General features: G+C 59.8%; 15 protein-coding genes and 1 tRNA gene. 4 read left to right on the forward strand and 12 right to left on the reverse strand.

Annotated elements, in window-relative coordinates:
• Positions 1–192 precede the first annotated feature (192 nt).
• From BMY49_RS13000 to BMY49_RS13040, 9 genes are all read right to left on the reverse strand, one after another.
• Positions 193–489, reverse strand: a complete 297-nt coding sequence (locus tag BMY49_RS13000) for a hypothetical protein (RefSeq protein WP_089675755.1) — start codon at positions 487–489, stop codon at positions 193–195.
• A 1-nt stretch (position 490) separates the two neighbouring features.
• Positions 491–1,000 (reverse strand): REP-associated tyrosine transposase, encoded by a 510-nt coding sequence (locus tag BMY49_RS13005; RefSeq protein ID WP_089675756.1) that lies wholly within the window; start codon positions 998–1,000, stop codon positions 491–493.
• A gap of 567 nt (positions 1,001–1,567) precedes the next feature.
• Positions 1,568–2,083 (reverse strand): transcription/translation regulatory transformer protein RfaH, encoded by a 516-nt coding sequence (gene rfaH / locus BMY49_RS13010; RefSeq protein WP_054645269.1) that lies wholly within the window; start codon positions 2,081–2,083, stop codon positions 1,568–1,570.
• Between the two features lie 357 nt (positions 2,084–2,440).
• Positions 2,441–3,772, reverse strand: coding sequence for an aminotransferase class I/II-fold pyridoxal phosphate-dependent enzyme (locus BMY49_RS13015; RefSeq protein ID WP_089675757.1), 1,332 nt, complete (start codon positions 3,770–3,772; stop codon positions 2,441–2,443).
• Positions 3,769–11,100 carry a type I polyketide synthase gene (locus BMY49_RS13020; protein ID WP_089675758.1) on the reverse strand — a complete coding sequence of 2,444 codons (7,332 nt, stop codon included), beginning with the start codon at positions 11,098–11,100 and terminating at the stop codon, positions 3,769–3,771. The genes BMY49_RS13015 and BMY49_RS13020 overlap by 4 nt, the downstream gene beginning before the upstream one ends.
• Positions 11,097–12,716 carry an LTA synthase family protein gene (locus BMY49_RS13025; protein WP_044629042.1) on the reverse strand — a complete coding sequence of 540 codons (1,620 nt, stop codon included), beginning with the start codon at positions 12,714–12,716 and terminating at the stop codon, positions 11,097–11,099. Before BMY49_RS13025 ends, BMY49_RS13020 begins: the two co-directional genes overlap by 4 nt.
• Position 12,717: 1 nt before the next feature.
• Complete coding sequence (locus tag BMY49_RS13030; RefSeq protein ID WP_089675762.1) at positions 12,718–13,506, reverse strand: SDR family NAD(P)-dependent oxidoreductase; 789 nt, start codon at positions 13,504–13,506, stop codon at positions 12,718–12,720.
• 17 nt (positions 13,507–13,523) lie between these two features.
• Positions 13,524–14,759 carry a capsule biosynthesis protein gene (locus BMY49_RS13035; RefSeq protein ID WP_089675763.1) on the reverse strand — a complete coding sequence of 412 codons (1,236 nt, stop codon included), beginning with the start codon at positions 14,757–14,759 and terminating at the stop codon, positions 13,524–13,526.
• A gap of 1 nt (position 14,760) precedes the next feature.
• Entirely contained in the window at positions 14,761–16,779 is a 2,019-nt protein-coding gene (locus BMY49_RS13040; RefSeq protein ID WP_089675759.1) for a capsular polysaccharide biosynthesis protein, read from the reverse strand.
• A 225-nt stretch (positions 16,780–17,004) separates the two neighbouring features.
• Between BMY49_RS13040 and BMY49_RS13045 the strand changes: the two genes are divergently transcribed.
• The gene (locus BMY49_RS13045; protein ID WP_244154969.1) at positions 17,005–19,020 is read left to right on the forward strand and encodes a sensor domain-containing diguanylate cyclase; all 2,016 of its coding nucleotides are present in this window, start codon (positions 17,005–17,007) and stop codon (positions 19,018–19,020) included.
• Here BMY49_RS13045 and BMY49_RS13050 read toward each other — a convergent pair.
• A complete protein-coding gene (locus BMY49_RS13050) occupies positions 19,017–19,268 on the reverse strand; it encodes an EAL domain-containing protein (protein WP_089675760.1) in 252 nt (83 codons plus the stop codon). The two genes, BMY49_RS13045 and BMY49_RS13050, sit on opposite strands and share 4 nt — an antisense overlap.
• Before the next feature lie 84 nt (positions 19,269–19,352).
• Here BMY49_RS13050 and BMY49_RS13055 point away from each other — a divergent pair, with 84 nt between their 5' ends.
• Together BMY49_RS13055 and BMY49_RS13060 are read left to right on the forward strand one after the other, a co-directional pair.
• Positions 19,353–20,300 (forward strand): AEC family transporter, encoded by a 948-nt coding sequence (locus tag BMY49_RS13055; protein ID WP_044629048.1) that lies wholly within the window; start codon positions 19,353–19,355, stop codon positions 20,298–20,300.
• A 65-nt stretch (positions 20,301–20,365) separates the two neighbouring features.
• Positions 20,366–20,442, forward strand: a tRNA-Arg gene (locus BMY49_RS13060).
• Positions 20,443–20,473: 31 nt separating this feature from the next.
• Here the strand turns inward: BMY49_RS13060 and BMY49_RS18110 are convergent.
• Complete coding sequence (locus BMY49_RS18110) at positions 20,474–20,572, reverse strand: hypothetical protein (protein WP_084354687.1); 99 nt, start codon at positions 20,570–20,572, stop codon at positions 20,474–20,476.
• 299 nt (positions 20,573–20,871) lie between these two features.
• Between BMY49_RS18110 and BMY49_RS13070 the strand changes: the two genes are divergently transcribed.
• Complete coding sequence (locus BMY49_RS13070; protein ID WP_089675761.1) at positions 20,872–22,251, forward strand: IS1380 family transposase; 1,380 nt, start codon at positions 20,872–20,874, stop codon at positions 22,249–22,251.
• Positions 22,252–22,930: 679 nt separating this feature from the next.
• On the opposite strand, the gene BMY49_RS13080 is transcribed toward BMY49_RS13070, so the two are convergent.
• On the reverse strand, positions 22,931–23,135 hold a 205-nt coding region (locus BMY49_RS13080; RefSeq protein WP_143058133.1), incomplete at its 5' end, for a transposase.

Raw genomic sequence — 23,135 nt, forward strand, 5'->3', positions numbered from 1 at the left:
GCTCTGTGTTGATAGGTATCACGGCACTTGAGATGGGCACCCGTAGCGCGGCGTAAGCGGAGCGCACCCGCGAAGCACTCCGTTAGGAGTGCCGAGGGTGGCACCGAGGTTTGATGATTCACGGTGGCTGGATCAGGCGGCTATCCGCCGCCTTCGCGGGTGCCTCATTCGCTCGTTGCTCTCGCTCATTCGTTACGCCGCGCTACGGGTATGTGCAAGCGCCCAGTGTCGGCACTTGAGGTGAGAACCCGTAGCGCGGTGTAAGTGGAGCGCACCCGCGAAGCACTCCGTTAGGAGTGCCGATGGTGGCACCGAGGTGTGATCATTCATGGTGCCTTCATCCAGGCGGCTATCGCCGCCTTCGCGGGTGCCTCCTTCGCTCGTTACTCTCGCTCTTTCGTTACGCCGCGCTACGGGGCGGGGCGTACATTCGTAGCGCGTGGTAAGCGATAGCGCACCCGCGAAGCACTCCGGTAGGGGGGCAGGCATTCTACTCCCAGTCCATATCGGCGACGTCCGGGATGTCTTGCGCGCCCCAGTCTGGCTCGTACCATCCCTTCTTGACGCATTGGTGGAAGCTGGACCACTGCCATTCGCGAGGGGCGTGTGCCCAGCCGTGCTTCACTGGGTTGTAATGGATGTAATCCATGTGGCGCTGCCAATCGTTCTCATCGCGGATGACGTGCTCCCAAAATCCACGCTGCCAAGCGTGTTGGCTGCCGGGGGGAAACAAAAATTCTTGAGACGCATACTTTTTGACGTCTCTCCATCGGGAGGAGTAATCCGCATCTCCTTCGGGGAGTGTCCAGATACAGTGCAGGTGGTCGGGCATCAGGACGAAGGCGTCCATGGTGAAGGGGCGTTCTTCTTTCACGCGACGGAAGGCCCGGCCCAGGGCGTTGATGTTGAGGTGGTCCGCCAGGAGCGGTTGGCGGCCGTAGGTTACCACTGTGAAGAAGTAGGTGCCGCCGGGGATGTGCGCGCGTCGGTAGGTGGCCAAGGGCTGCTTCCCTGCAGTGAATTTAGGGTAAGCGTACCTTGATTGGGAAGGGAGTGCATCTTTCGTGCGGGGGGGGGTTACCTGTGCCCGATGTTGGCGATGACCCCGTAGCGCGGTGTAAGCGGAGCGCACCCGCGAAGCATCCCGTTAGGGATGCCGATGAAGCCATATGTGTGAGCGGTGGCGCGGTTGCTTGTGGTGGCGTGATCAGGGCGGCTGGCGCCGCCCTTCGCGGGTGCCTCTTTCGCTCGTTGCTCTCGCTCAGTCGTTACGCCGCGCTACGGGTATGTGCAGTTGCTCCGTGTTGATAGGTTTTACGACACTTGAGGCAGGCACTCGTAGCGCGGCGTAAGCGGAGCGCACCCGCGAAGCACTCCGCTAGGAGTGCCGATGGTGGCACCGAGGTTTGATGATTTGCGGTGGCTTGATCAGGCGGCTATCGCCGCCCCCGCGGGTGCCTCATTCGCTCGTGCCTCGCAAGATTCGTTACGCTGCGCTACGGTTGATCATTCACCGTTTACCATCATTCGCCATTCGCCATTCGCCATTCGCCATTCGCCATTCGCTTCACCGCTTTTCCAAGCTTTCAACCGGTAGTTCTACGTGTTGTGGGCGTTGAAGGACGTTGAGCAATACGATGGCGCGTTCTTCGCCTTTGCAGCGGGTGAAGATGGCTTCTAGATCTTTGAAGGGGCCGTCGGTGATGGTGACTTTTTCGCCAGCGGTGAAGTAACTGTGGCTGCCTTCTTGGCGATGGGGTTGGGCACGCAGGGTGTCGACGAGGGCGTCGGGTACGGCGATGGGCGTGTTGCCAAAGGTGAGCAGGCGCAGGACGCCACGCGTAGAGCGGATGGGCCGCCAGTTGCTGACGACCTGGTCTAAACGGATGAATAGATAGTAGGGAAACAGCGGCTCGGTGACGGTGGTGAGCTTGCCTTGGCGTTTGCGTTTTACATCCAGCACCGGGTGAAACACCTCGTATCCTTGATTAGAGAGGTGTTCCGCCGCGCGAAAAGATTCGCTGCCTTTGCACTGAATGACGTACCAGTGGGCAGTGCTGGTCTCGATTGTTTCTACTACCATTGACTTTTTCCTATTGCCCAGTGGCTCCCTAGTTTAACGTGCCACCTTCTAGGCGGCTATCGCCGCCTCCGCGGGTGCCTCTTTCGCTCGTTGCTCTCGCTCTTTCGTTACGCCGCGCTACGTGGCTCCATTGCACTTAAGCGGGCACCTGTAGCGCGGTGTAAGCGATAGCGCACCCGCGAAGCACTCCGTTAGGAGTGCCGAAGTTGGCACTGTGGTGTGATGATTTGCAGTGGCATCATCCAGGCGGCTATCCGCCGCCTTCGCGGGTGCCTCATTTGCTCGTGCCTCGCAAGATTCGTTACGCCGCGCTACGGTGTTGGCATTCACCATTCACCATTCACCATTCACCACGAATCACATCCCTTTTGCCAACAGCTTTTCAAGCACGTCTAATGTTTCATCGATATGGGCTTGGGTGTGTTCGCAGGAGAGGAAGAAGCGTAGGCGGGCGCTTTTTTCGGGGACGGCGGGGTAGAGGATGGGTTGGACGTTGATGTCTTTTTCGAGCAGGGCGTTGGAGAGCTTGGCGGCCAGTGGCGAGCTGCCAACGATGACGGGAACCACGGCGGAGCCGATGCTGTGGCCGGTGTCCATGCCACGGGCTTGGGCTTGCTCTAGGAAGTAGCGGGAGATTTCCTGCAGTTTGGCGACGCGCTCGGGTTCCTGGGGCATTAGCTCCAGCACTTTGAGCGAGGGGGCGGCCACTTGCGCGGGCATGCCGACACTGTACAAAAAGCCCGGTGCGAAGTAGCGCAGCGTCTCGACTAGAGCAGTGCTACCCGCAATATAGCCACCGCAGCCGGAAAGCGTTTTGCTCATGGTGCCCATCCAGATATCGACATCGGTGGGGTCAATGGCAAAGTGTTCCCGCAGGCCCAAGCCGGTTTTGCCCATTACGCCGAAGGAGTGGGCTTCATCCACCATCAGCCAGGCTTGATGGCGCTGTTTGAGGGCAATGAAGCGCGGCAGGTCGGGTATGTCGCCGTCCATGCTGTAAAGCCCTTCGATCACGACCAGGACGCGCTCGAACTGATGGCGGTGCTGGACAAGCAATGCCTCCAAAGCGTCGGGGTCGTTGTGGCTGAACGACATGCGTTTGGCCCCGGAGAGCTGGGCACCGACCAGCGAGCTGTTGTGGATGTACTCGTCGTGGAGGATCAGATCCTTGGGGCCTAGCAGGTAGCCTAGCGTGGAGACGTTGGTGGCGTGACCACTGACGAAGGCCACGGCATCTTCCACGGCATACGCCTTGGCGATGGCCTGTTCCAGCTCGCCATGAATGGGCCGTTCGCCCGAGACCACACGGCTGGCAGATACCGAAGTGCCGTAGTGCTGGGCGGCCTCGCAGGCGGCGTGGATGACCCGCGGGTCGCCGGAGTAACCCAAGTAGTTGTAGCTGGCAAAGTTGATGCAGGTGCGGCCATCCATCACGCTCGTGGCCCCCGCCAGGCCCTCATGTACCTTGAAGAAGGGCACCTCCAGGCCGAGCTGTTCAGCGCCTTGGCGCATCATCATGAGCTGTTGATAGCCTGGGTGCGCATCGAAGCGCGTAAAGCGCTCGGGTACGGAACGGGTTGCCCCCGCGCTTTGGGCGCTGGGGGCAGAGGGACTGGCGGCTCTGGCGGTGGGACGCTTGCGCGCTTGCTCCAGAAGTTGGCGTTTTAACTCAGAACGCTTGGCGGTCATGGTGTCTCGGTCGCAGGGGATGATGCTGGCTCACTGTTAAGGCCAGCCGCACCGTGGCGGGCGGCCAGAGAGGCTAACGCATCTTGTGGCGACTCTTCAACATCCTCATCGTGCTGGTGCAGTTTTTGAATCAACACGCCTGCAAGCTTATCCAGCGTCGAGGCTTCGCTGAGCACCATCACCGGTACTTGGACGCCTAAACGGTTCTCGATGGCCGTCATTAACTCGACCCCCATGAGCGAGTCGAAGCCCATGTCGTAGACCGAGCGGTTCACATCGATTTTTTCTTCATCGATGAGCAGAATGCTGGCCAGTTCGGCGCGCAGCAGTTCGGTGATCGTGCTGTGCAGCTCTTCGGGCGAGAGATCGGCCAGCAGGGCGCTGATGTCGTCGACGCTATCCAGGTTGCCGTCGTCGTCGCTGGCGCGGGCAATCTCATCGAAGCGCGGTGCGCTGGAGGTGGGCAGGAAGCGCGCAAGGGCTCCCCACTCCAGTTCCAGTACGCCCAGGCTTGGCCCGGGAGTCAGCAGTATTTGCTCGAGCACATTGAGCGCATCGTCGGAGCGCAGCGCCGAGCCGCCCAGGCGCTCTTGCAGCGCGTCACGGGTGCGGGTATTACGCGCCAAGAAACCAACGTCGTCAATCGCGCCCCAGCGTACGCAGGTAGCTGGTAGGCCTTGCGAACGGCGGCGGGCCGCGAACGCTTCGAGCCAGTGGTTAGCGGCCACATAGTTGGCTTGGCCGGGGTTACCAAACAGCGTGGTCGCCGATGAATAGAGCACGAAGAAGTCAAGGGCTTCGTTGGCTGTCAGCGCTTCCAGGTGTTTGGCACCGTCGATCTTCGGTGAGAGCACTTTGTGAATCCGCTCGGCATCCAGGTTGCGAATCAGACCGTCGTCGATCACCGTAGCGGCATGCACGATGCCACGCAGCGGGCTTAGCTCACTTTTCGCGCGTTCCAGCACCTTGGCCAGCGCATCGCGGTTGGTAATGTCGCAAGCCGCTGCCAGCACTTTCACGCCTTGGGCTTCGAAGTCAGCCACGGCTGCTTGCGCTTCTTCACTGGCCGGGCCGCTGCGGCTGAGTAGAATCAGCTCCCGCGCGCCTTTATCGACCAGCCATTGTGCAGTTTTCAGACCAAACCCGCCCAAGCCGCCGGTCACCAAGTAACTGGCATCGCTGGGCAATGCCATGCGGGCGGTGCCTAGCTGCTCCTGGCGTGGCGGGGCAATGGGCTGTTCGTAAGTCACCACCACCTTGCCGATCTGGCGCGCCTGCTGCATGTAGCGGAAGGCATTGATGACTTGGCTATGGCTAAAGGCGGTAAACGGTAGCGGGCTCAGCGTGCCGTCGTTGAACAGTGCCATCATTTCGCCGAACAGGCGCTGGGTGAGGGCCGGTTGCACTTTCATCAGCTGGTCGGAGTCGATCCCGAAGTAGCTCAGGTTGTTGCGGAACGGGCGCAGGCCGATATGGGTGTTTTCATAGAAGTCGCGCTTGCCTAGCTCCAGGAAACGACCAAACGGGCGCAGGGCGCGCAGGTTCTGGTTGATGGCTTCACCGGCCAGGGAGTTGAGGACGACATCGACGCCCTCACCCTGGGTATCTTCGAGGATCTCTTCTGCGAAGGTGAGCGAGCGGGAGTCGTAAAGGCGCTCTTCGCCCATTAGGCGGAGGAAATCACGCTTCTCTTCCGAGCCCACCGTGGCGTAAATCTCGGCCCCCATCCACTGGGCGATTTGTAGCGCGGCAATGCCCACACCGCCTGCAGCGCCGTGAATCAGCACTTTTTCGCCGGGTTCTAAACGCGCCAAGTGTTTTAGCGCGTAGTACACGGTAAAAAAGGTCGTCGGGATGGTGGCGGCAGCGGCGTAGCTGACGCCTTCCGGCAGGGGCGCCACGGCGTGCTGGCTGGCCATCAGGCGGTCGCTGAAGCTGGCGGGACCAAACCCCACAACACCTTGGCCGGGTGTCAGGTGGTGCACGTTACTGCCCACGGCCATTACTTCGCCGGAGAACTCAAGCCCTAGAGTAGGGCCAGCAAAGCCGTTCTCAATCGCTTCATCTGAGAGCAGGCCCAGGGTGTACATCACATCGCGGAAGTTGAGGCCAGTTGCTTTGACGCGTACTTCGACGTCATCCGCGCCTAGCTCTGGCAGTTGGCGCGGCCGCCACTGTAGCTGGCGCAGTTGGCCGGGCAGGGTAAAGCCCAGTGTCATGGCTTGGCGTGGCGCTTCGCTGTCGGCGGTTTGCGGATGCGGCGCAGGCAGCGTGCGTAGGCGCGTGGCGAAGCGGGTGCCTTCCTGGGTAATCACCAGCTCGTTTTCGCTATCCGGTTCAGCGATAGAGGCTGCCGCGATGGCTAACGCGGCCGCGCTGGGGGTATCAGGCAGGTCGATGAGGGTGACGCTGTGGCCAACGGCTTCGTTGGCCAGCGAGCGGCCAAAGCCCCATAGCGCGGCGTCATCGGCGCGTTGATAGCCTTGAGTGGCTAGCCATAGCGTCACGGCACTGCCTTGCGCTTCCAGTCCGCTGGCTTCTAGCGCCAATGACCACTGCTGTGCGCCAAAGCAGCGTTGGGTTTGGGCTGACGTGGCCGTGCTACCCAGTTCACGCAGGTCAAGCACGTTCAGTGCCGCAGGTGTTTCGGGCAGGTCGGCAAGCGCTTCGTTGAGCAGCGTTTGCGGCGCTGCATCGCTGATGCGAAGCCATACGCTGTGGCCTGCATGACTATTCAACTGTTCGGCCAACGCTGCCGCGAGCGCTTCTTGCTGAACATCGGCCACCAGCAGCGTTTGAGTGGTGGATGCCTGAACGTTGGCGTCGTTGTGCTCTGTTTGTTGCGCGTGCAGCAGGTAAGCGCCGCTCTCTTCTAACTCGAGAGGCGCGGAGACGCTCAGCCCCTGGCTACTCAACCACTCGATGAGCGTGCTCTGTTCGAGCGCCGCTTGGTCGATGCCCGGTGTTGCCAGCAGGTCATCCAGCCAACGGCTGGGATGAAGGCCAATCACCATGATCTGTGCGCCTGGGGCCAGTTGAGCGGGCAGGGCGTCGATCAGCTGGCGTGTGCGCTCGGGCTGGGTGACATCCGCGCTGACAAACGCAAGCTGTGCCTTTTGCGCAGCTGTCAGTGCCGGTAGCGCCTCGTCTAATGACTGAATGTCCATCAGCGGGTAGCGCTCTTGCAGCTGTTCCGCCTGGTGGCGCGCCGTGTCGCTCGTGGTGAGCGCGCGGTAGCGATAACGGTCGTTCGTAGCCGGGGCGCCGTGGGCAAGCTGTTCCAGCAAGCGCTGGCCCAACGCGGGCGCGCAGGGGCCTGCTTCCAGTAGATTGAGGCGTTGGCTATCTGGCAGGGTGGCCAGAGAGGCGTCCATCAGCGCACCTAGTTCCTGAGCCAGAACTTGCCAACCGCTTTCACCCACCAGGACACGATTGATGCCGGCCAAATGCTCGGCAGTGATGCCCAGGCTTTCCAGCGTATCACGGCCATTAAGTAGCGGTTCACGGTGCAGGCCCAAGCGGCCGACGAGGTGAATGGGCGCGAAGTAGTCGGGATACTCCTGCACCAAGAGCTGCCAAATGGTCTCTGGCGCTGGGGATTCGTCGTCGCCGCCGCCGTTAGCCTGCTGGACGAAGGCCTCGCTAAGGCTATCGAGCAGGGGGGCAACTTCTTGCGCATAGCGCTGGCCAGTGCTGGCGGTGTAAGCATCGCTCAAGCCCATCAGGCGCGTCAGTGCGTCTGCGGGAAGCGGTAGCGCGGCGGCTTTCAGCGGTGCGGGCGTGAGCTCCACGTCTAAATAGCTAAAGTGTTGGTGGTGCGCGCGGTTGAGGCGAATGGCCTTGAAGCGTGTTTGGCTCAGCACCGCCACGGCGCGCCCTTGGGCATCGTAAAGCTCGAAGTCCGCCGTGAAAGAGTGCGGAGCGCGCTTGCCCATGACCGCACGCGCCAACACCGGCGTGCCTGCCTCGGCATTGACTTGGATACGACCGACGCGCACCGGTACGAAGGCGAGTTGGGCGGCGAATTCACTGTGCTGTGCCAGCGCCAGCAGCGGAATGAACATCTGGAAAGCGCTATCCAGAATGCCCGGATGCACGTGTAGCGTTTTTAACTGAGCCGTTACCGCCTCTGAGAGAGTGATTTCCCCAATGACGCTATCGCCCTCGATCCAGCCGCGTTGAATCGCCTGAAACGCTGGGCCATAGTGCAGGCCAATGCGTTCGGCCATGTGCAGATGCTCGTCTAGGGTATAGTCAGCATCACGTTTGGGTAGCGCTGGCGCCCTGCGGTTGAGCAGGAAACCGCGGCTTTCGCGCATCCGGCGTGCCACGGCATTGAGCTGCCACTCGCTTCCCGTGGCGGGCTCACGGGAGTGGATGGCCAGACGTCCATCATCGGGGTCGAGGGTGAGACGCATGGTACGGCCATTGGGGCCGTCCAGCAGCAGCGGGGCGCGAATTTCCAGCTCCTCGATATCGAGAACCGGCGTCTCTTTCTGCTGTAGCGCGGCGGCCAGCGCCAGCTCGACGAAGCCCGCGCCGGGGAAGACGGCCCCTTCACCCACCACATGGTCGGCCAGCCAAGGCTGCCGCTTGGTGTCTAGCTGGCTTTCCCAGGTGTGCTCTTGCTGCGCTAATGGGTAACCCAGCAACGGGTGCTGGTAATAGCGTGATAGCAGGCCTTGGCCGTCGTTGGTGCCTTGAACCCATAGGTGAGTGCGCTGCCATGAGTAACGGGGCAGCAGGACGCGCTGGCCCTCCACGGGGAAGAAGCGCTGGCTGTTGACGCTTAATCCGCTGAGTAGCAGCTGGCTGAGCGTGCGGTTCAAGCCCTCTAACCCTGGCTTGTGGCGCTCGATGGTGCCGAAGACTAAGCCGCTGCGCTCTTGCTGGCGCAGCGATTCGTTGAGATAGCGGCGTAAGATCGGGTGCGCCCCGACTTCGACGAAGACGTTGTAACCCTGCTCGATGAGGGCGGTCGCTGCGCTATCGAAGAGCACCGGCTCGCGGATGTTGAGCCACCAGTAGTGGGCATCCAGCGTCGTGCCTTCGGCCAAGGCTCCGGTGACGGTGGAGAAATACGGAATTCGAGAGGGCTGCGGCTGAATATCGGCCAGCGCTTCCATCACGCCTTCCTGGATGCTATCCATGGCGGGGCTGTGGAAGGCGTAATCCAGCGGCAGGCGCTTGGCAAAGGTGCCTTCGGCACTCAGCGCAGCTTCCAGCTCGCCGAGCTGGTCGCGATCGCCCGCCAGGGTAATGCCTTTGGGGCTGTTAATACCCGCCAAGCTAACGCGGTCAAATGCTGGTTTGGCAAGCCACGGCGCGATCTCTTCAGCGCTCATCGCAACAGCGCTCATCTCACCTAGGCCGCGGGTTTTGCCCTGATAGTCGCTGCGGTAATAGATGACTTTGACCGCATCTTCTAGGCTGAGCGCGCCGGAGGCCCAAGCGGCGGCAACTTCGCCTACGCTGTGACCAAACACGGCAGCAGGGGTAATGCCTTGGGCTTTTAGCCACTCGGTGAGCGCCACTTGCAGGGCAAATAGCGCAGGCTGGGCGATTTCGGTGCGTACGAAGCGGCTCTCTTCGCCTTCTGACCGGTTGCGGCCTGCTAATTCGTCACGCAGTGAAAAGCTGCCGTAGCGCTGGAACAGAGCGTCGACACGATCGATGGCGGCCGTGAAGTCGGCGTCGGTATCCAGCAGGTCATGGCCCATGGTTTCCCACTGGCAGCCGTTACCGTCGTAGACGAACACCGGGCCTCGGGCATTGGCGAGGCGCTCTAGCGTCATGACGGGGCTGGCTTCTCCCTCGGCAAACTGGCGCAGTGCCGTGGCGGCTTCGTCAGCGCTGCTGGCAAAGCAGAGCGCGCCGTGGCTGTGCTGCTCACGGTGGTGATAAAGCGTATGGGCTATATCGTAAAAATCCTGCCCGGATACCTGCAGGTGCTTGGCCAGCGCCAGCGCATTGTCGGTCAAGGCTGCTTCACTGCGGGCGCTAAGGCGAATGGGCAGCGGGGTAGTGGGTGTTTGGCGAGGCGCTGCCGCTTTTTCCGGTGCGCTCTCCAAAATGACGTGGGCGTTGGCGCCACCAAAGCCAAACGAGTTGATGCCAATCACCAAACGGCCTGTGGGTTTCAGCGGCTGGGCTTTGGTGACCACGCTCAAGTTCCATTCGTCGAACTTGATGCGCGGATTCAGCTTGCGAATACCAATGGTCGCGGGCACCTCGCGGTGCTGCAGGCTATAAAGCGCTTTGGCAAGCCCCGCCACGCCCGAGGCGGTTTCCAAGTGGCCGACATTACTTTTTACCGAACCAATCGGCAGCGGCGTTTGCCGATGTTTGCCAATCGCTTCGCCAATGGCGCGGGTTTCGATGGGGTCGCCAACGGCGGTGCCGGTACCGTGGGCTTCTAAATAGTCGATCTCATCGGGGGAGATGCCCGCTTGCTCGTAGGCGCGACGCATCAAGTCGGTTTGAGCGCTGGTGTTGGGTACCGTCAGGCCGGATTTATGACCGTCGGTATTCACGGCTGACCCGGCGACCACGGCCAGAATGTTATCGCCATCGGCAACGGCTAGGTCGTAGTCCTTGAGCAGGAATATCCCAGCGCCTTCTGAGCGCACGTAGCCGTTGCCCGCTTCATCGAACACTTGGCAGCGGCCGGTGGGCGAGAGCATGCTGGCTTTAGAGAAAATGATAAAGCCGTAGGGGTGCAAGTGCAGGCTGATACCGCCCGCCAGTGCCATGGTCGTTTCACCGCTGCGAATGGATTGGCAAGCCTGGTGAAACGCCACCATGGAGGACGAGCACGCGGTGTCCAGCGACATACTGGGGCCATGCAAGTCAAACACATAAGAGAGTCGGTTGGAGGCGATGCTCGAGGTGTTGCCCGTGGCGGTCGAAGCATCAATAGCCGACATGTCATCGGCTAAACGGTAAGAGTAGTCAAGACTGGCGACGCCCAGGAAAACGCCGCACTGGCTGCCACGCAGAGTGCTGGGCACGATGCCGGCGCTTTCCATGGTTTCCCAGGCAAGCTCCAGCAGCATGCGCTGCTGCGGGTCCATATTGGCCGCTTCGCGTGGGGAAATACCGAAAAACGCTGCGTCGAACCCGCTGATATCGCCCAGGCTACCCGCAGCAAAGGTGACGCTGGTGCCAGGGTGGCGTTTATCTGGGTGCCAAAAGGCTTCATGGCTCCAGCGATCTGGGGCCACTTGGGTGACGAGGTCTTTTTCGGCTTGCAGGTCTTGCCAGAACGTTTCAGGGGTGGTGCCGGGGAAACGATGGGCGGCACCGATGATGGCCACACGTTTAGTCATTCTTGCTCCTGAGGTTCTGGTTCTGCCTTGATCACATCGTTACTTATATCGCGTCCAAACACTTGTTTAAATAGCCGGACGCCAAGTTCGTTGGCTGCTATTCCCTGCAGCGGTTGCTCGGCAGGCATTTGGTCAGGCGGTGTTGGTTGCGTTGACCATATCATGTATGGGGTGCTGCCCGTAGGGGGCATGAAGTACCCATACGCATCGGGCAGTATAGGGACGTGGTCGCCATACCAGCTCAGTATTCCAGGCCTCGTGCTCTCGTTTAGCGCTGTTTTAACGCTTGCCAGCATTTGATCAGCTTCACCTAAATGGTGCAAGTAAACGGCGAGCTCCCGCAGATGGCCTGGAAGCGGCCACGCGGCGTTCGGCAGCGTATCGGCCAAACGTGCCTGTTGGGGCGCTTCCAGATGCAGCGGGCCGTGGTTTTCCATGGTGATCACAAAAATAAATAGCGGCCTATTATCGTCATCTTTCAGCAGGCGTCCAACCTTTCGTGCCACGGCTCGGTCGCCTATGTACTGCCCGTGCTTATCGCTGCTGCTAAACGCGCTGATATCGATAAAGGTATCAAAGCCTAGCTGCGGAATGACCTTGTCGCGCATGTAAAAGGTAGCGGGGTAAGGGTGCACGCAAATAGTGCGGTAACCCTGCGCGCGAAAAGCGCTCGCCACGCTGGGCAGCGGGTAACGGCTTAGCGTGCGGTAGGGGTTGAACTGGCGGGCACCCCAGGCGCTGGGTGCCAACCCCGTGAGCACGGCGCATTCGGTGCGTACGGTATTGGCCCCCCAGGCCGGCACGCTCAACTCGCCCTTTTCGACGGCCTCGGTAAAGGTGGTGTCGAAATGTTGCAGTAGCGTCGGCGCAACCTCTGGACACCATGGGCGCGGATCGAAAAATGATTCGCTCTGGACCAGGACGACATTGGGTCGCTCGGCGCTATCTGGTGAAGCGACGGCACTGGGCTGGCTGGCAGCCGCGTAGGGGGATGCCAAAGGGTCAGGCGGTGACGAGCGCATCAATGCTACCCCATAGGCCCAAAGGCTGGCATATAGCCCCACGCGATGTAGATCCTCGACCGGTTGCAGGGACATGGCGCCGAGTGAGCGTAAACCAACGGCTACCAGCACCGCCCCGAGCCCGGCGAGCAGTCCGTTGCTTTGTAAAAAGAGCACGGTGCTCCACTGGCTAACCAGCGACGGCTCCACATAGAGAAAGCTGCCAATGGCGATGGCCCCCGCGCTGCTGGCCGCGATGGCGAGGCCAATGCCAAAAAACGGGACATAAAGCCGTGGGTGCAGGATGGCGTCCCAGAAGTACTCGAAGTCGTGGCAGATGAACGGTTCGTTGAGCGTTTTGGACTTGGTATTGCTTGACTGGACCACCACGAGCTGGAGTGACAGCACGAAGACCACGGCAAACCAGGGACGCTGGAGCAGCAGCGTGAAAAGCCCAAATAGCAGTAGCCAACTGCCGAGATGGATCACATTGGCTGCCATCGGCCGCTGCCAGAGAGGAGCAGGCCGTGGAGACAGCAGCGCTTCGAACGCTAGGCTGAACACTAGCCCGATGAAGAGCGGCAGGCTAAGCGATAGGAGCAGGTGGCCAAGCATCTTACCGGCCTCCTACATGATCGAAACCCAGTCGTTTGATGAGCCACTGCGACACGCCTGCTGGCAAGACGGCCAGCCACCAAGTGCCGAAGTTGAGCGGAAACGGGAAGCTGACTCGCGCACGGTTGGCGCGAATGCCACGAATGATCACTTTGGCGGCTCGTTCGGGTGGCCACTCAAAGGGCTTGGGGCCAGGCATGGCATTGCACATGGGGGAGGTGACGTAGCCGGGCATGACGACCGTTACCCCGATGCCGCAGGGGGCGAGCAAGCCGCGCAAGGCTTCGCCATACGCTTTGATGCCCGCTTTGCTGGCACTGTACGTGGGCGTGCTGGGTAGTCCATGCCAACCTGCCAGTGAGCTAATGAATACCAGTTGGCCGCTACCCCGTGCGCGCATGGCGGGTACCAAGTGCTGCGCCATGGCAATGGGGGTGGTGAGGTTGATGTTCAGCAAGGCTTGAACATCGGCCCAGGGCTCGAGCTCGCCCAACTGCTCAGGATGTGTGTTCTTGCCTGCGTTGGCGATCACGATATCCGGCAACTGCTCGGCACGGAGCGTGGTGAGCCACTGCGCTAGTGCCTCCTCATCAGTGAGGTTGATGGAGGAGAGCGACACGTCAGCCCCTTTTTCGCGACAGGCGTTAGCCACGTCCTCTAAGGCGCTGACGTTGCGTCCATGCAGAATCAGATGCGTCTGGGGCGTCGCATACGCCTTGGCGAGCGCTCCGCCGATGGCCCCCGTGGCGCCGGTAATCAGCACGCGGCGTGTGTGTGGTGTCTTTGTCAAGTACGTTGCATCAACACTCACAGCAGCTTCTCCAGAGGGGATGGGCAGGCCTCTAATATGTGCGCAGCATTATTGACCGCAAGATCGATACTGGGCTGGCAGTAAAAACCGCCGTTTACCTGGGCGGTATGCATCACGGTATTGCGAAAATAGCCGAACAATTCGGCACTGGGCGGTGGTGGCTGGTGCCAAAACTCCTCCAGCGCGCCTTCGTAGGTAAGCCCTGCCAGATTATAAATGGGGTCGCTGAGCGCAAAGGTAGGGCAGTGTGATTCCAGTGAGACGATGCCCACGGTACTGTTCACCGTGACGGTGCCCACTGCATGCTTGATCAGCGCATTCAGATCGCCGGACTCGAGGTACACGATGCGCCCGTTTGAGCCGTAAAAGTTTGAGAGCCGTTCAATGATGCTGGGGTAGTTCACCAGCCCCATGTCCAGCGGATGGTTCTTGATACATAACAGTGCATCGCTGGGTGCATGTTCAGCGAACGACCCCATCACGTGGTCCATGACCTCTTCCATATTGGCATAGGGCGAGTGGTCACGAATTTGGGCGTCTGTGTTGAGCTGTAAGGGCAGCATAAAGTATGGCTTGCCACTTTCGATCAGCGTTTTGATCCGTTCAGCATCGCGTTTTTTCCACTGTTTGAGCAGCGTAAAGCGCTTGATATAGCCTGCATACTCCACTGGTGCGGTAATGGGGGCATGGTTGCGGTAGCGCGGTGCCACGATGGGATTGGCTAGCCCTGCGACGTGGTAGGCCACATCGTGCATAGCGCGGATTTTAAACGATGAGCGAAAGCGTACCGGAGAAGGAAGCCCAGGTAACGCTTTGCCTGTTTCATAAAACCAGGTGGGATCGCGAGGCAGCAGCGAGTGGCCGTTGACTCCCTCACGTTCCAGCGTGATCCAAAAGGGGCGGAAGTAGCCCTCTTCAAACACGTGGGTGCGAATGCCTGCGGCCGGGGCTTGGTCGACCGCTGGGCGGTGCACGGGACGCCGGTCGCCGAACAGGACTTGGTCGGTAATGCCGTAGCGTTGCCATAGAGAGGTGACGTAGGCGGGCAGCTCGCTCAGAGGGCCACGAAACAAGTGGCTATGGCTGTGCGTGCGCTGCCAATAGAGGAGGTCGCCCGCGTTGAAGTGTACTTTCACCACGCGGTGGCCGTCGTCGGTGAGGCGGCGGGCTAAGCGTTGGTAAAAGGGCGAGCAAACGCCTTGTAAGAATAAGAATGCGCGCTTCTGCTTCAACTCAATGGCTTCCAATCAACAAGTTACGATAGCAGCGATAAAGGCGCTGCTTCCATGTAAGTAGCGGTGTTTGTGCAGTAGATTGTTGTAACTTTGCCCGCTCCAATAGGCTGACGACGGTCTCGGCATTGCAAAGCTGACCAGAGGTGGGGTCGACGTAATTGGGGTACAGCAATAGCGTGCCAGCAACGAGGGCATCTAGCGTGAGCGTCCGGTTGCGCCTGGGGCAGCGCAGGGCGTCTTGCGTTAACCCCCAACCCGCATAAAAAGGCAGGCCATAGGTCGTCACTTGACGATGACGCAACAGGGCTTCAAAACCGGTCAGCGAGCTCATTGTATGCACGGCATCCACGCGCTCTAGCAAAGCGGTGATGTCGACGTGGCTGGCGTCCAAATCATACAGACGTTTGGCATCAGTATCGAGTTTGCCCACTCGAGCCCCGCTGATCACATCAGGGTGTGCTTTGTAGATGATGAAAGCGTTGGGCTCGGCTTCTCGAACGACTTTGAGTAGCGCGCTATTGGTGCTGATGTCTGGTGAGCCGGTGGCGATAGAGGCATCGCTCTCTACTTGGCCGGGTACCAGAATGATCGTTTGGTTGTCGGGAAGGACGACGTCAGACGCTCCTGGCACATTGTATTTCGAGAGCTTCAAAGCAACGAGGCGCTGACGCAATTCGGCGGCCCTGGCGAGTAAGTCGTTGCTAAACTCGCTTTCATTGAGCAGCGTCTCTAGTTCGCTTGGCTGGCTGGGGTCGTAATAAATGCCGTAGCGGTCTACCACAAGCGAGAGCGGCTGAGTGAGGTCGACACCTAGCCCAACTGAGCGGATAAAGCCGTCTTCCATGCGCCACAGATGCGGTAGGAGTTCGCTGTGCTGTGCTTTAAAGGCGTCGTTAATTCGGCTCGACCACACCAAAAGCCGTTGAGTGTCGGTGGCTTGTTGGGGGAGGGCCTTTTGATAGTGAACGTGAGCTGCTGGCCCTAGAAAATCGCCGATAAAGCGTCGTTTCCAAGAAGAAAATCCGCAGGCGAGCCACTCTCCTCTTAGCCGCTCTTGCTGGCGTTTTTGATCCGCGATCAGGTAGATCGTCTCTTCCAGCGTTGATGGCTGGCCCGTGTAGGGGTTGGCGTAACGGCAATAGCGAAGATAGGCCGCCGCGAATACTTCTGGCAATGTACGAGTGCGCGTACGCCGAGGGCAGGGGAGTTGGTCTTGGGTCAGGCCCCAGCCAGCATAGAAAGGGGTGCCAAAGCAGTGGACACGTTTGCCCGCCATAAGCGCTTCGAAGCCAAGCTGGCTAGTCACCACATAGACGTCGTCGACTTGGTCGAACAGGGCCCAGGGGTTGATATCTTCGCTGATGACCTGGCAGCGCGGGTGCTGAAGAGCGCTGGTAAGGTGCCCTTGCTTTTTACCCGCAATCACATCGGGATGAATTTTGACCAGCACTTTGGCCTGGGGGTGATAGGCCAGTGCATGCTCCAGCATGGCTGAAAAACTGGCGGCGCTTGCGCCACCATAATCGATGGATGCATCCCCCGCCGTCTGGTCGACCACTAATACGGTGGCGCCACTAGCGTTTAAACGCTTGTCCGGCGCATGGTTATATTTCGATAAGCGATAACGCCTTAGTAAGGCGATGCAGTGTTCGGCCCTGGATACTTCTTCCGACGAAAAGTCGGCGGTCGCTAGCCACTGCTCTAGGTCGCTGGGTCGTGAGGCGTCGTAATAAATGCCGCTGTAATCCACTACGAGACTATGCGGTTGGTAACCGGCACTACTAAGCCCTAAAGAGCGTAAAAAACCATCTTCCAGAGCGACGTAGGGAAGACGACGCTTGTCGGCGTAGCGCCTCGCTCGGCGGCTGGTAGGTTTCAACCCCCATCCAATGACGGCGTCTGGTTGGGCACTGAGGGGACGAAGCGGGAGGATGTCGTCGAATTCTCTTAAAAATGCGGCGAGTGGTGTGATGCTGCCAATGCCTTTAGAGGTGTAACCCGCCGTACGTTTTGCCATGGAGTGTGCCGAAATGTTTTGTCGGGTGGTTTGCGAGATAGGCGGCGAACATACGTGAAATAAGCGTGGTTATCAATTCGCACGCGCTTGGCTTAGAAAATAGCTAAGTTGATTTGTCTCAACGCGCACATTTCAGTGGTTTTTGATAAGTTATTTCTTTCGAGCCATGATAGCGTCTGAACTCGCGAGCCTCACTCAAGGAAATTAACGAAATAGGGATTTCTGGTGCGCCTAGCCCCCCCGATCCATCGACTGATTACGTTTCGTTCGCTAAAAAGCCGGCTGCTGCTGGGGCTTTCCTGTGCGCTGGCCATCTTGGCAGGGGCCGTGCTGGGCATGGCGTGGCAGGTCGGCAAAATCATGGTGCACGAGACCAATATCGCCCACCTGCGCTATGAAGCCGATTTGCTGGCCGATGAGATTACCCAACATATCAACCAGCGCATCAACGCACTACAGCGGTTGAACGGGGTCATTGGGCTGTCAGACGATCCCACCTGGTTGAATTACGAGCTGCAGAAGAACGACTCCCTGCTGACTTGGTTCGAAGGTTTGATGGTCAGCGATGAGAACGGCGTGATTTTGAGCGACTGGCCGAGCGTGGTGGGGCGAGTGGGCCTCGAGACCAAAGACCTCGAGTATTTCAAAATGGTGCGCGGTATTCGCCGCCCCTACGTGAGCGAACCCTTCGTGGGCCGGGCTAGCGGTATGCCGCTGGTGCTCATTAGCATTCCCCGCTTGGATGAAAACGGGCGTTTTGCGGGCTTTGTCGGTGGCATCGTCAGTCTCAAGAGCAGTGGACTCTTCGATCGTTTGAGCAGCATTCGTTTGGGTGACAATGGCTATGCGGCCGTTTCGACCGCCTCTGGCAAAATTCTTTACCATCCTGATCACGAGTTGGTGAACGCCGAGATCAGCAACGTCCAATTGAACCCGATGTTAGAGCTTGCGCTGGCGGGTTGGAGAGGGGAAGGGGTTGCCGAACTGTCGAGTGGTCGCGTAGCGCTGCAAGCGTATGCCCAAGTGTGGCCAGCCGATTGGATAGTGGGCCTGTTTTTGCCCACCACTCAAGCACAGTTACCGCTCGCGGGGTTCATTTACAAGCTGCTGGGCATTTGGTTCGTCCTGGCGCTACTCATGATGCCGCTCTTATGGTGGCTGCTGGCTCGCATTCTCAAGCCATTGGACTATCTTGAATCGCAAATTGGTGAAGTGGGTAAGGGCGAGCGCGCGAGTCTCGATCTCGCCACCAGCATGCAGGAGTTGCAGCAAGTCGCGATGACTTTCAACCGCGTAGAGCATGAGCGCCAGCAGTTGGTCGGCCATTTGCAAGAGCGCCAGGCGTTTTTGGATTCCGTATTGAGCGCTACACCCCAGGGCATGTTCGTTGCCAATTTTGGCGGTAAGATCACTTATATGAACCCGGCACTGCTGGAGATGCTGGATATCCCTCCCGATATGCCCATGGAGGTGTGGATGGAGCAGGTGCACCCTGACGACCGAGAAGGGGCGAGGGACATGTGGGTTCACAGCTTGAAAACTGGTAGCGATTTCGTGCGCCAACTACGGTTCGTGCGCAGCGACCATGAAACGCTGTGGCTGGACATTCATGCACGGGTGGTCATGTTGTCTCAAGGGGGGCACTCGCTGGGCTTGGTCGGGGTCGTGAAGGACATCACTGAGCGTCGCCAGCAAGAGGCGTTGCAGCGCTGGGAGGCAGAGCACGACCCGTTGACGGGGTTGCTCAATCGACGTGGATTCGAGCGCCGGTTGGAAGAGGCATTCGCCGACTTCCAGAAGACCAGCACGCCCTCTGCGCTGCTTCTCTTCGATCTGGACCATTTCAAGCCTATCAACGATGAGGGCGGCCACGCGCTGGGAGACGAGATGCTCCGCCGTATCGCTCAAATCGTGGCCTGGGAAGTGCGTGGCAGTGACCATGTGGCGCGCCAAGGGGGAGATGAGTTTGCCGTGCTGCTGCCCAGCTGTACGCTGGGACAGGCCGAACGTATCGCAGAGTCGTTGCGTCAATCGGTGAGTGAGGTGACCGTGACCCATGAGGGCAAAGAGTACAGCGTGACGCTCAGCATCGGCGTGACGACCTTCGATGAATGCGACGAAACGGTGGATGTGGCGATTTCCCGGGCAGATGCGGCCAGTTATGAAGCCAAAGGGGAGGGGCGAGATGCCGTGGTGGTCAAATTGCCCGAACAGTTCGACCCCATAGAGCTATTCGGTTAAGACGCGTCTGGGAAACCTTCCCGCTGCCAAGTGATCAGCCACTGGGGGAGCGCTTCGGCGGGCCCGGGGCGCGCGAACTTCTTAGCCAAGAAGACGATACTCTCTACGATCGCACGATCATCTTCGCTCGCCAGCATATCGCGAACGAAGGCTCTATCGACTTTGATCAACTGCACCGGCAGGCGGCGAAAGTACGCCAGCGACGAGTAGCTGGTGCCGAAATCGTCCAGCGCCACGTCGATCCCCAGCCGTTGACAGACTGTCTAGCGAGTCGACAAATCTCAGTCAACGGTAGAGTATAAGAGGATGCTGATTCGACTGAGAGCGCCTTCGTGGACTTACTTGAACTCTTTACACGCACCCTAGACGTTACCCTGCCTGTTTTTGCCATGGTGTTCATCGGGATTGCCTTGAAGCGCCTGGGCTGGATCGATAGTGCCTTCATTTCGACCGCCTCGTCTCTCGTGTTCAAAGCCACACTGCCCACGCTGATCTTTCTCAGCCTAGTCAAAGCTGACTTGAGCGTTGCTCTAGATGTGCCGTTGCTGCTCTTTTTTGCCCTCGCCACGTTGGGCCAGTTTTTGCTGAGTTGGGGTTGGGCGCACCTGCGCGTGCCAAGAGCCGACCGTGGCATTTATGTTCAAGGAGCGTTTCGCGGAAATTGTGGGGTCGTAGGCTTGGCCTTGGCGGCGGGCATGTACGGCAATTATGGGTTATCCGCCGGTAGTTTGCTGCTGGGGGTGGTGATCGTGATGTATAACGCGCTCTCCGTCGTTGCCTTGGCGGCCTATCAGCCCGGCCAAGCGACCGATTGGCGGAGTTTGCTGGGTCATATTATTAAAAATCCGCTGATTCTTTCGGTGTTCGCTGCGCTCCCTTTTACCGCTTTCTCGGTGTCACTGCCCAGCTGGGTGATGACCTCGGGTAATTACTTTGCCTCGCTCACGCTACCGCTCGCGTTGATATGCATCGGCGCAACGCTATCGGTATCCAGCATGCGAGAGGGAAGCCAAGTGGCGCTCAGCGCCAGCAGTATGAAAATGGTGATTTTACCCGTGCTTTCCACATTGGCTGCGTGGCTGATGGGGTTTTCAGGGAATCAGCTCGGCCTACTGTTTCTTTTCTTTGCCAGCCCCACTGCTGCCGCCAGCTTCGTGATGGTCAAAGCGATCAATGGGAACGTGGCCTTGGCCGCTAATATCATCGCCATGACCACGCTCATGGCCAGCGTGACCGTGACACTGGGTATCTTCGCTCTTCGCCTGCTCGGTTGGATATGACCTCTGCCGATGCAAAACCGCGGTTGGCCGGGGCGGATCAAACCGCTATACTATGCGCCCCGTAAGTCCCTGTAGCTCAGTAGGATAGAGCAGCCGCCTCCTAAGCGGCAGGTCGCAGGTTCGACTCCTGCCAGGGACGCCAAACGCCCCCATATCTTCTTCATTTCTAACCACTAGCGCGGCGCGCCTAGCGTTTGCACCCAGTAGTGCGTAAATCGCGCGTCACTATCTTCTGCATGCGCCATGCCCATATCGGTAAAGGCATCGTTCATGAGGTTGCGGCAGTGGTGAGCGAGCAGCTCCAAGTAAGGGAGCTAGCGGCACCGAAAGAATGTTCACCGCATTGGCGGGCTTGGCCTCGAGCTTGGTTGACGCGGTCCAACATCGTTTGCTGCCGTTCGGTGGGAGCGCACGCTTCAGACGCGGGGGATGCCTCGTTGGCGGAGGAGGCGGGCGCATGCGTTATCCAGAGCGTTGTCATCCACGCGATCGAACAAGAAGATGGCGGATGGTATTCTCTTGAGAAATCAGAACGTTCCGTCAAGAACCTGAACCAAGAGAGCCATCCGCTATGGGTGAAAGCCTATCCACCTGGACGCCCTCGTGCAACGGCTCTGTCCGTGTCGAGTTGAGCGGCCAGCGCACCACCAGCGACAGCGGCGCTTTGCTGCTGCGTGAAGCCCTCAACAACAGCGGCGTGATCGAGGCGCTGGAAAACAACCTGGTCGACCTCCGCAATCCGCTACGCGTCCGCCACTCACTGGCCAGTCAGCTGCGTACCCTGGTGCTGCAGCGCACGATGGGCTGGATCGATCTCAGCGATACCGACTCGCTGCGCCGTGATCCGCTTTGGCAGCTGGCCTGCAGCGACGCGCGTGGGATGACGCCCCTGGCCCAGGACCGGCCGTCTCAAGCCACGCTGTCGCGGCTGCTGACCTGCCTCGGGCGCAACGACAATATCGATACCGTGCATGAAGGCCTGCTGCGGCTGGTGCTCTGGCGCCTGACCTCGCTGAAGAACGGCGAGCGCCCCAAGCAGCTGACGCTGGACATCGACGGCCTGCCGATCGAAGTCCACGGCCATCAGGGCGGCTCGGCGTATCATGGCCTTTACGGTACCCGCATCTACTCGCCGCTGATCGCCTCGCTGGCCGAAACCGGCGACATGGTGGGTGGCCTGCTGCGCGAGGGCAACGCCGGCCCGGCCGAGAACGCCGACACCTGGATCCCGCATCTGGTGCGGCGACTCAACGAGAGCACCGGCGCCCAGGTTCGTGTGCGCATCGACGCCGGATTCACCGACAACGACACGCTGGAGGCGCTGGAAGAGCGCGACATCGAGTATCTGGGCCGGTTACGCAGCCACAAGGGCCTGCAAAAATTGGCGGCGCCCTACCTGAAGCGGCCCCGCGGCCGACCGCCTGAACAGCCTCGAGAATGGTGCCATGACCTTGAGTACCAAGCCGGTTCCTGGCCGGCACCACGGCGCGTCGTGCTGGTCGTGCAGGAGCGCCCCGATGACCTGCTGCTGCATGCCTTCTTCCTGGTCACCAACCTCGGCAAGTTCGACTGGCCGCCGGAGAAGATCCTGGCGCTCTACCGCAAGCGCGGCAGCGCCGAAGCCCACATGGGCGAGGTGAAGTCGGCGCTGGATGTGCACCTGTCGTCGACGGATCGTGGTGCCTCCACGGTCCAGGATGTCATGGCCCGCAACGAGGTGAGCCTACTGCTGAGCCTCTACGCGTATCAGGTCCTGCATGGCCTGCGCTGCCTCCTGGAGCGGCAAACCCGACAAGGCTGGAGTCTGAGTCGGATGCGCGAGCAGGTGCTCAAGGTCGCCGCCACGCTGAGGCTGCACGCTCGGCGAATCACCGTTCATCTCGGAGCCGCTGCCGACAAGTGGTGGCCGACGCTGCTGAAGGGGCTGCCGAAGCTGACCGCACTGAGCTGACGCTCCTGCGAGACCACCACAGCATCAGAAAGCGAGCGACCGCGGCGGCGGTCGGCGATCACGGCTGCGTGGGCGGCCGCAATTGATTCTAAAAAGCGGGAAAAGGTCGGCATTCTGGCATTACTCACCGGTCATTCGCGCTGAAGAAGCCGATCCTGATAAGCGATGCCACCAGTCAGTACCTCCAGACCGCTCGATCAGCCCCCTCGTGAATGAGGCGGGGTCAAACCTGAGCGCGGTAATGTCACCCTTCGCCGCTTGGGTTCCTTAGGCTATGGGCTTTACGCTAGCTCAACCTATGCGGCGCAGCGTAAAACCGCGCTTGATACTGGCGGCTACGACATGGATGCTTTTATCACCTGGGGGGAGGCGCAGGCCCATCTGCCTGCAGCACAGTGGGTCGAGCGCGTTCTACAAGGGCGAGAGCCAGCGTTAACCACTACCTCTTTGGCAACTCAAGTCGCCGCAGCTAAAGCAGGGCTAGCAGTCTGTCGGACTTGAGGTTAATGGATGAGCTGAGGCGTGGGTTCTTCACCCCCCCTGTGTTGGTGTTGGTGTTGGTGTTGGTGTTGGTGTTGGTGTTGGTGTTGGTGCTGTTGTGTGGCTCTTAACCTGCCCCTCAGCTTCTGCAAGGCGGTTCTGACGCCTTGCCTGCTGGCCGGTTGGGCGCGGCGAGCCCTCAGCCCGCCGTCAACCGGTGCATCCGCTTGATATTCCACGCCATGGTGGCCAATCGCCACTCGCCGCTGACCTTATCCAGTCCGCGTAGCGAGAACTGCCGGAACCCCATCACGTGTTTGATGATCCCGAAGACCGGCTCCACGGTATGTTTGCGCAATGCGTAGAGCGCTCGGCCCGCCTGCGTCTTCAAGCGGTGTGCCATC

Origin of the sequence: Vreelandella aquamarina (assembly GCF_900110265.1) — a bacterium.
Classification (GTDB): domain Bacteria; phylum Pseudomonadota; class Gammaproteobacteria; order Pseudomonadales; family Halomonadaceae; genus Vreelandella; species Vreelandella aquamarina.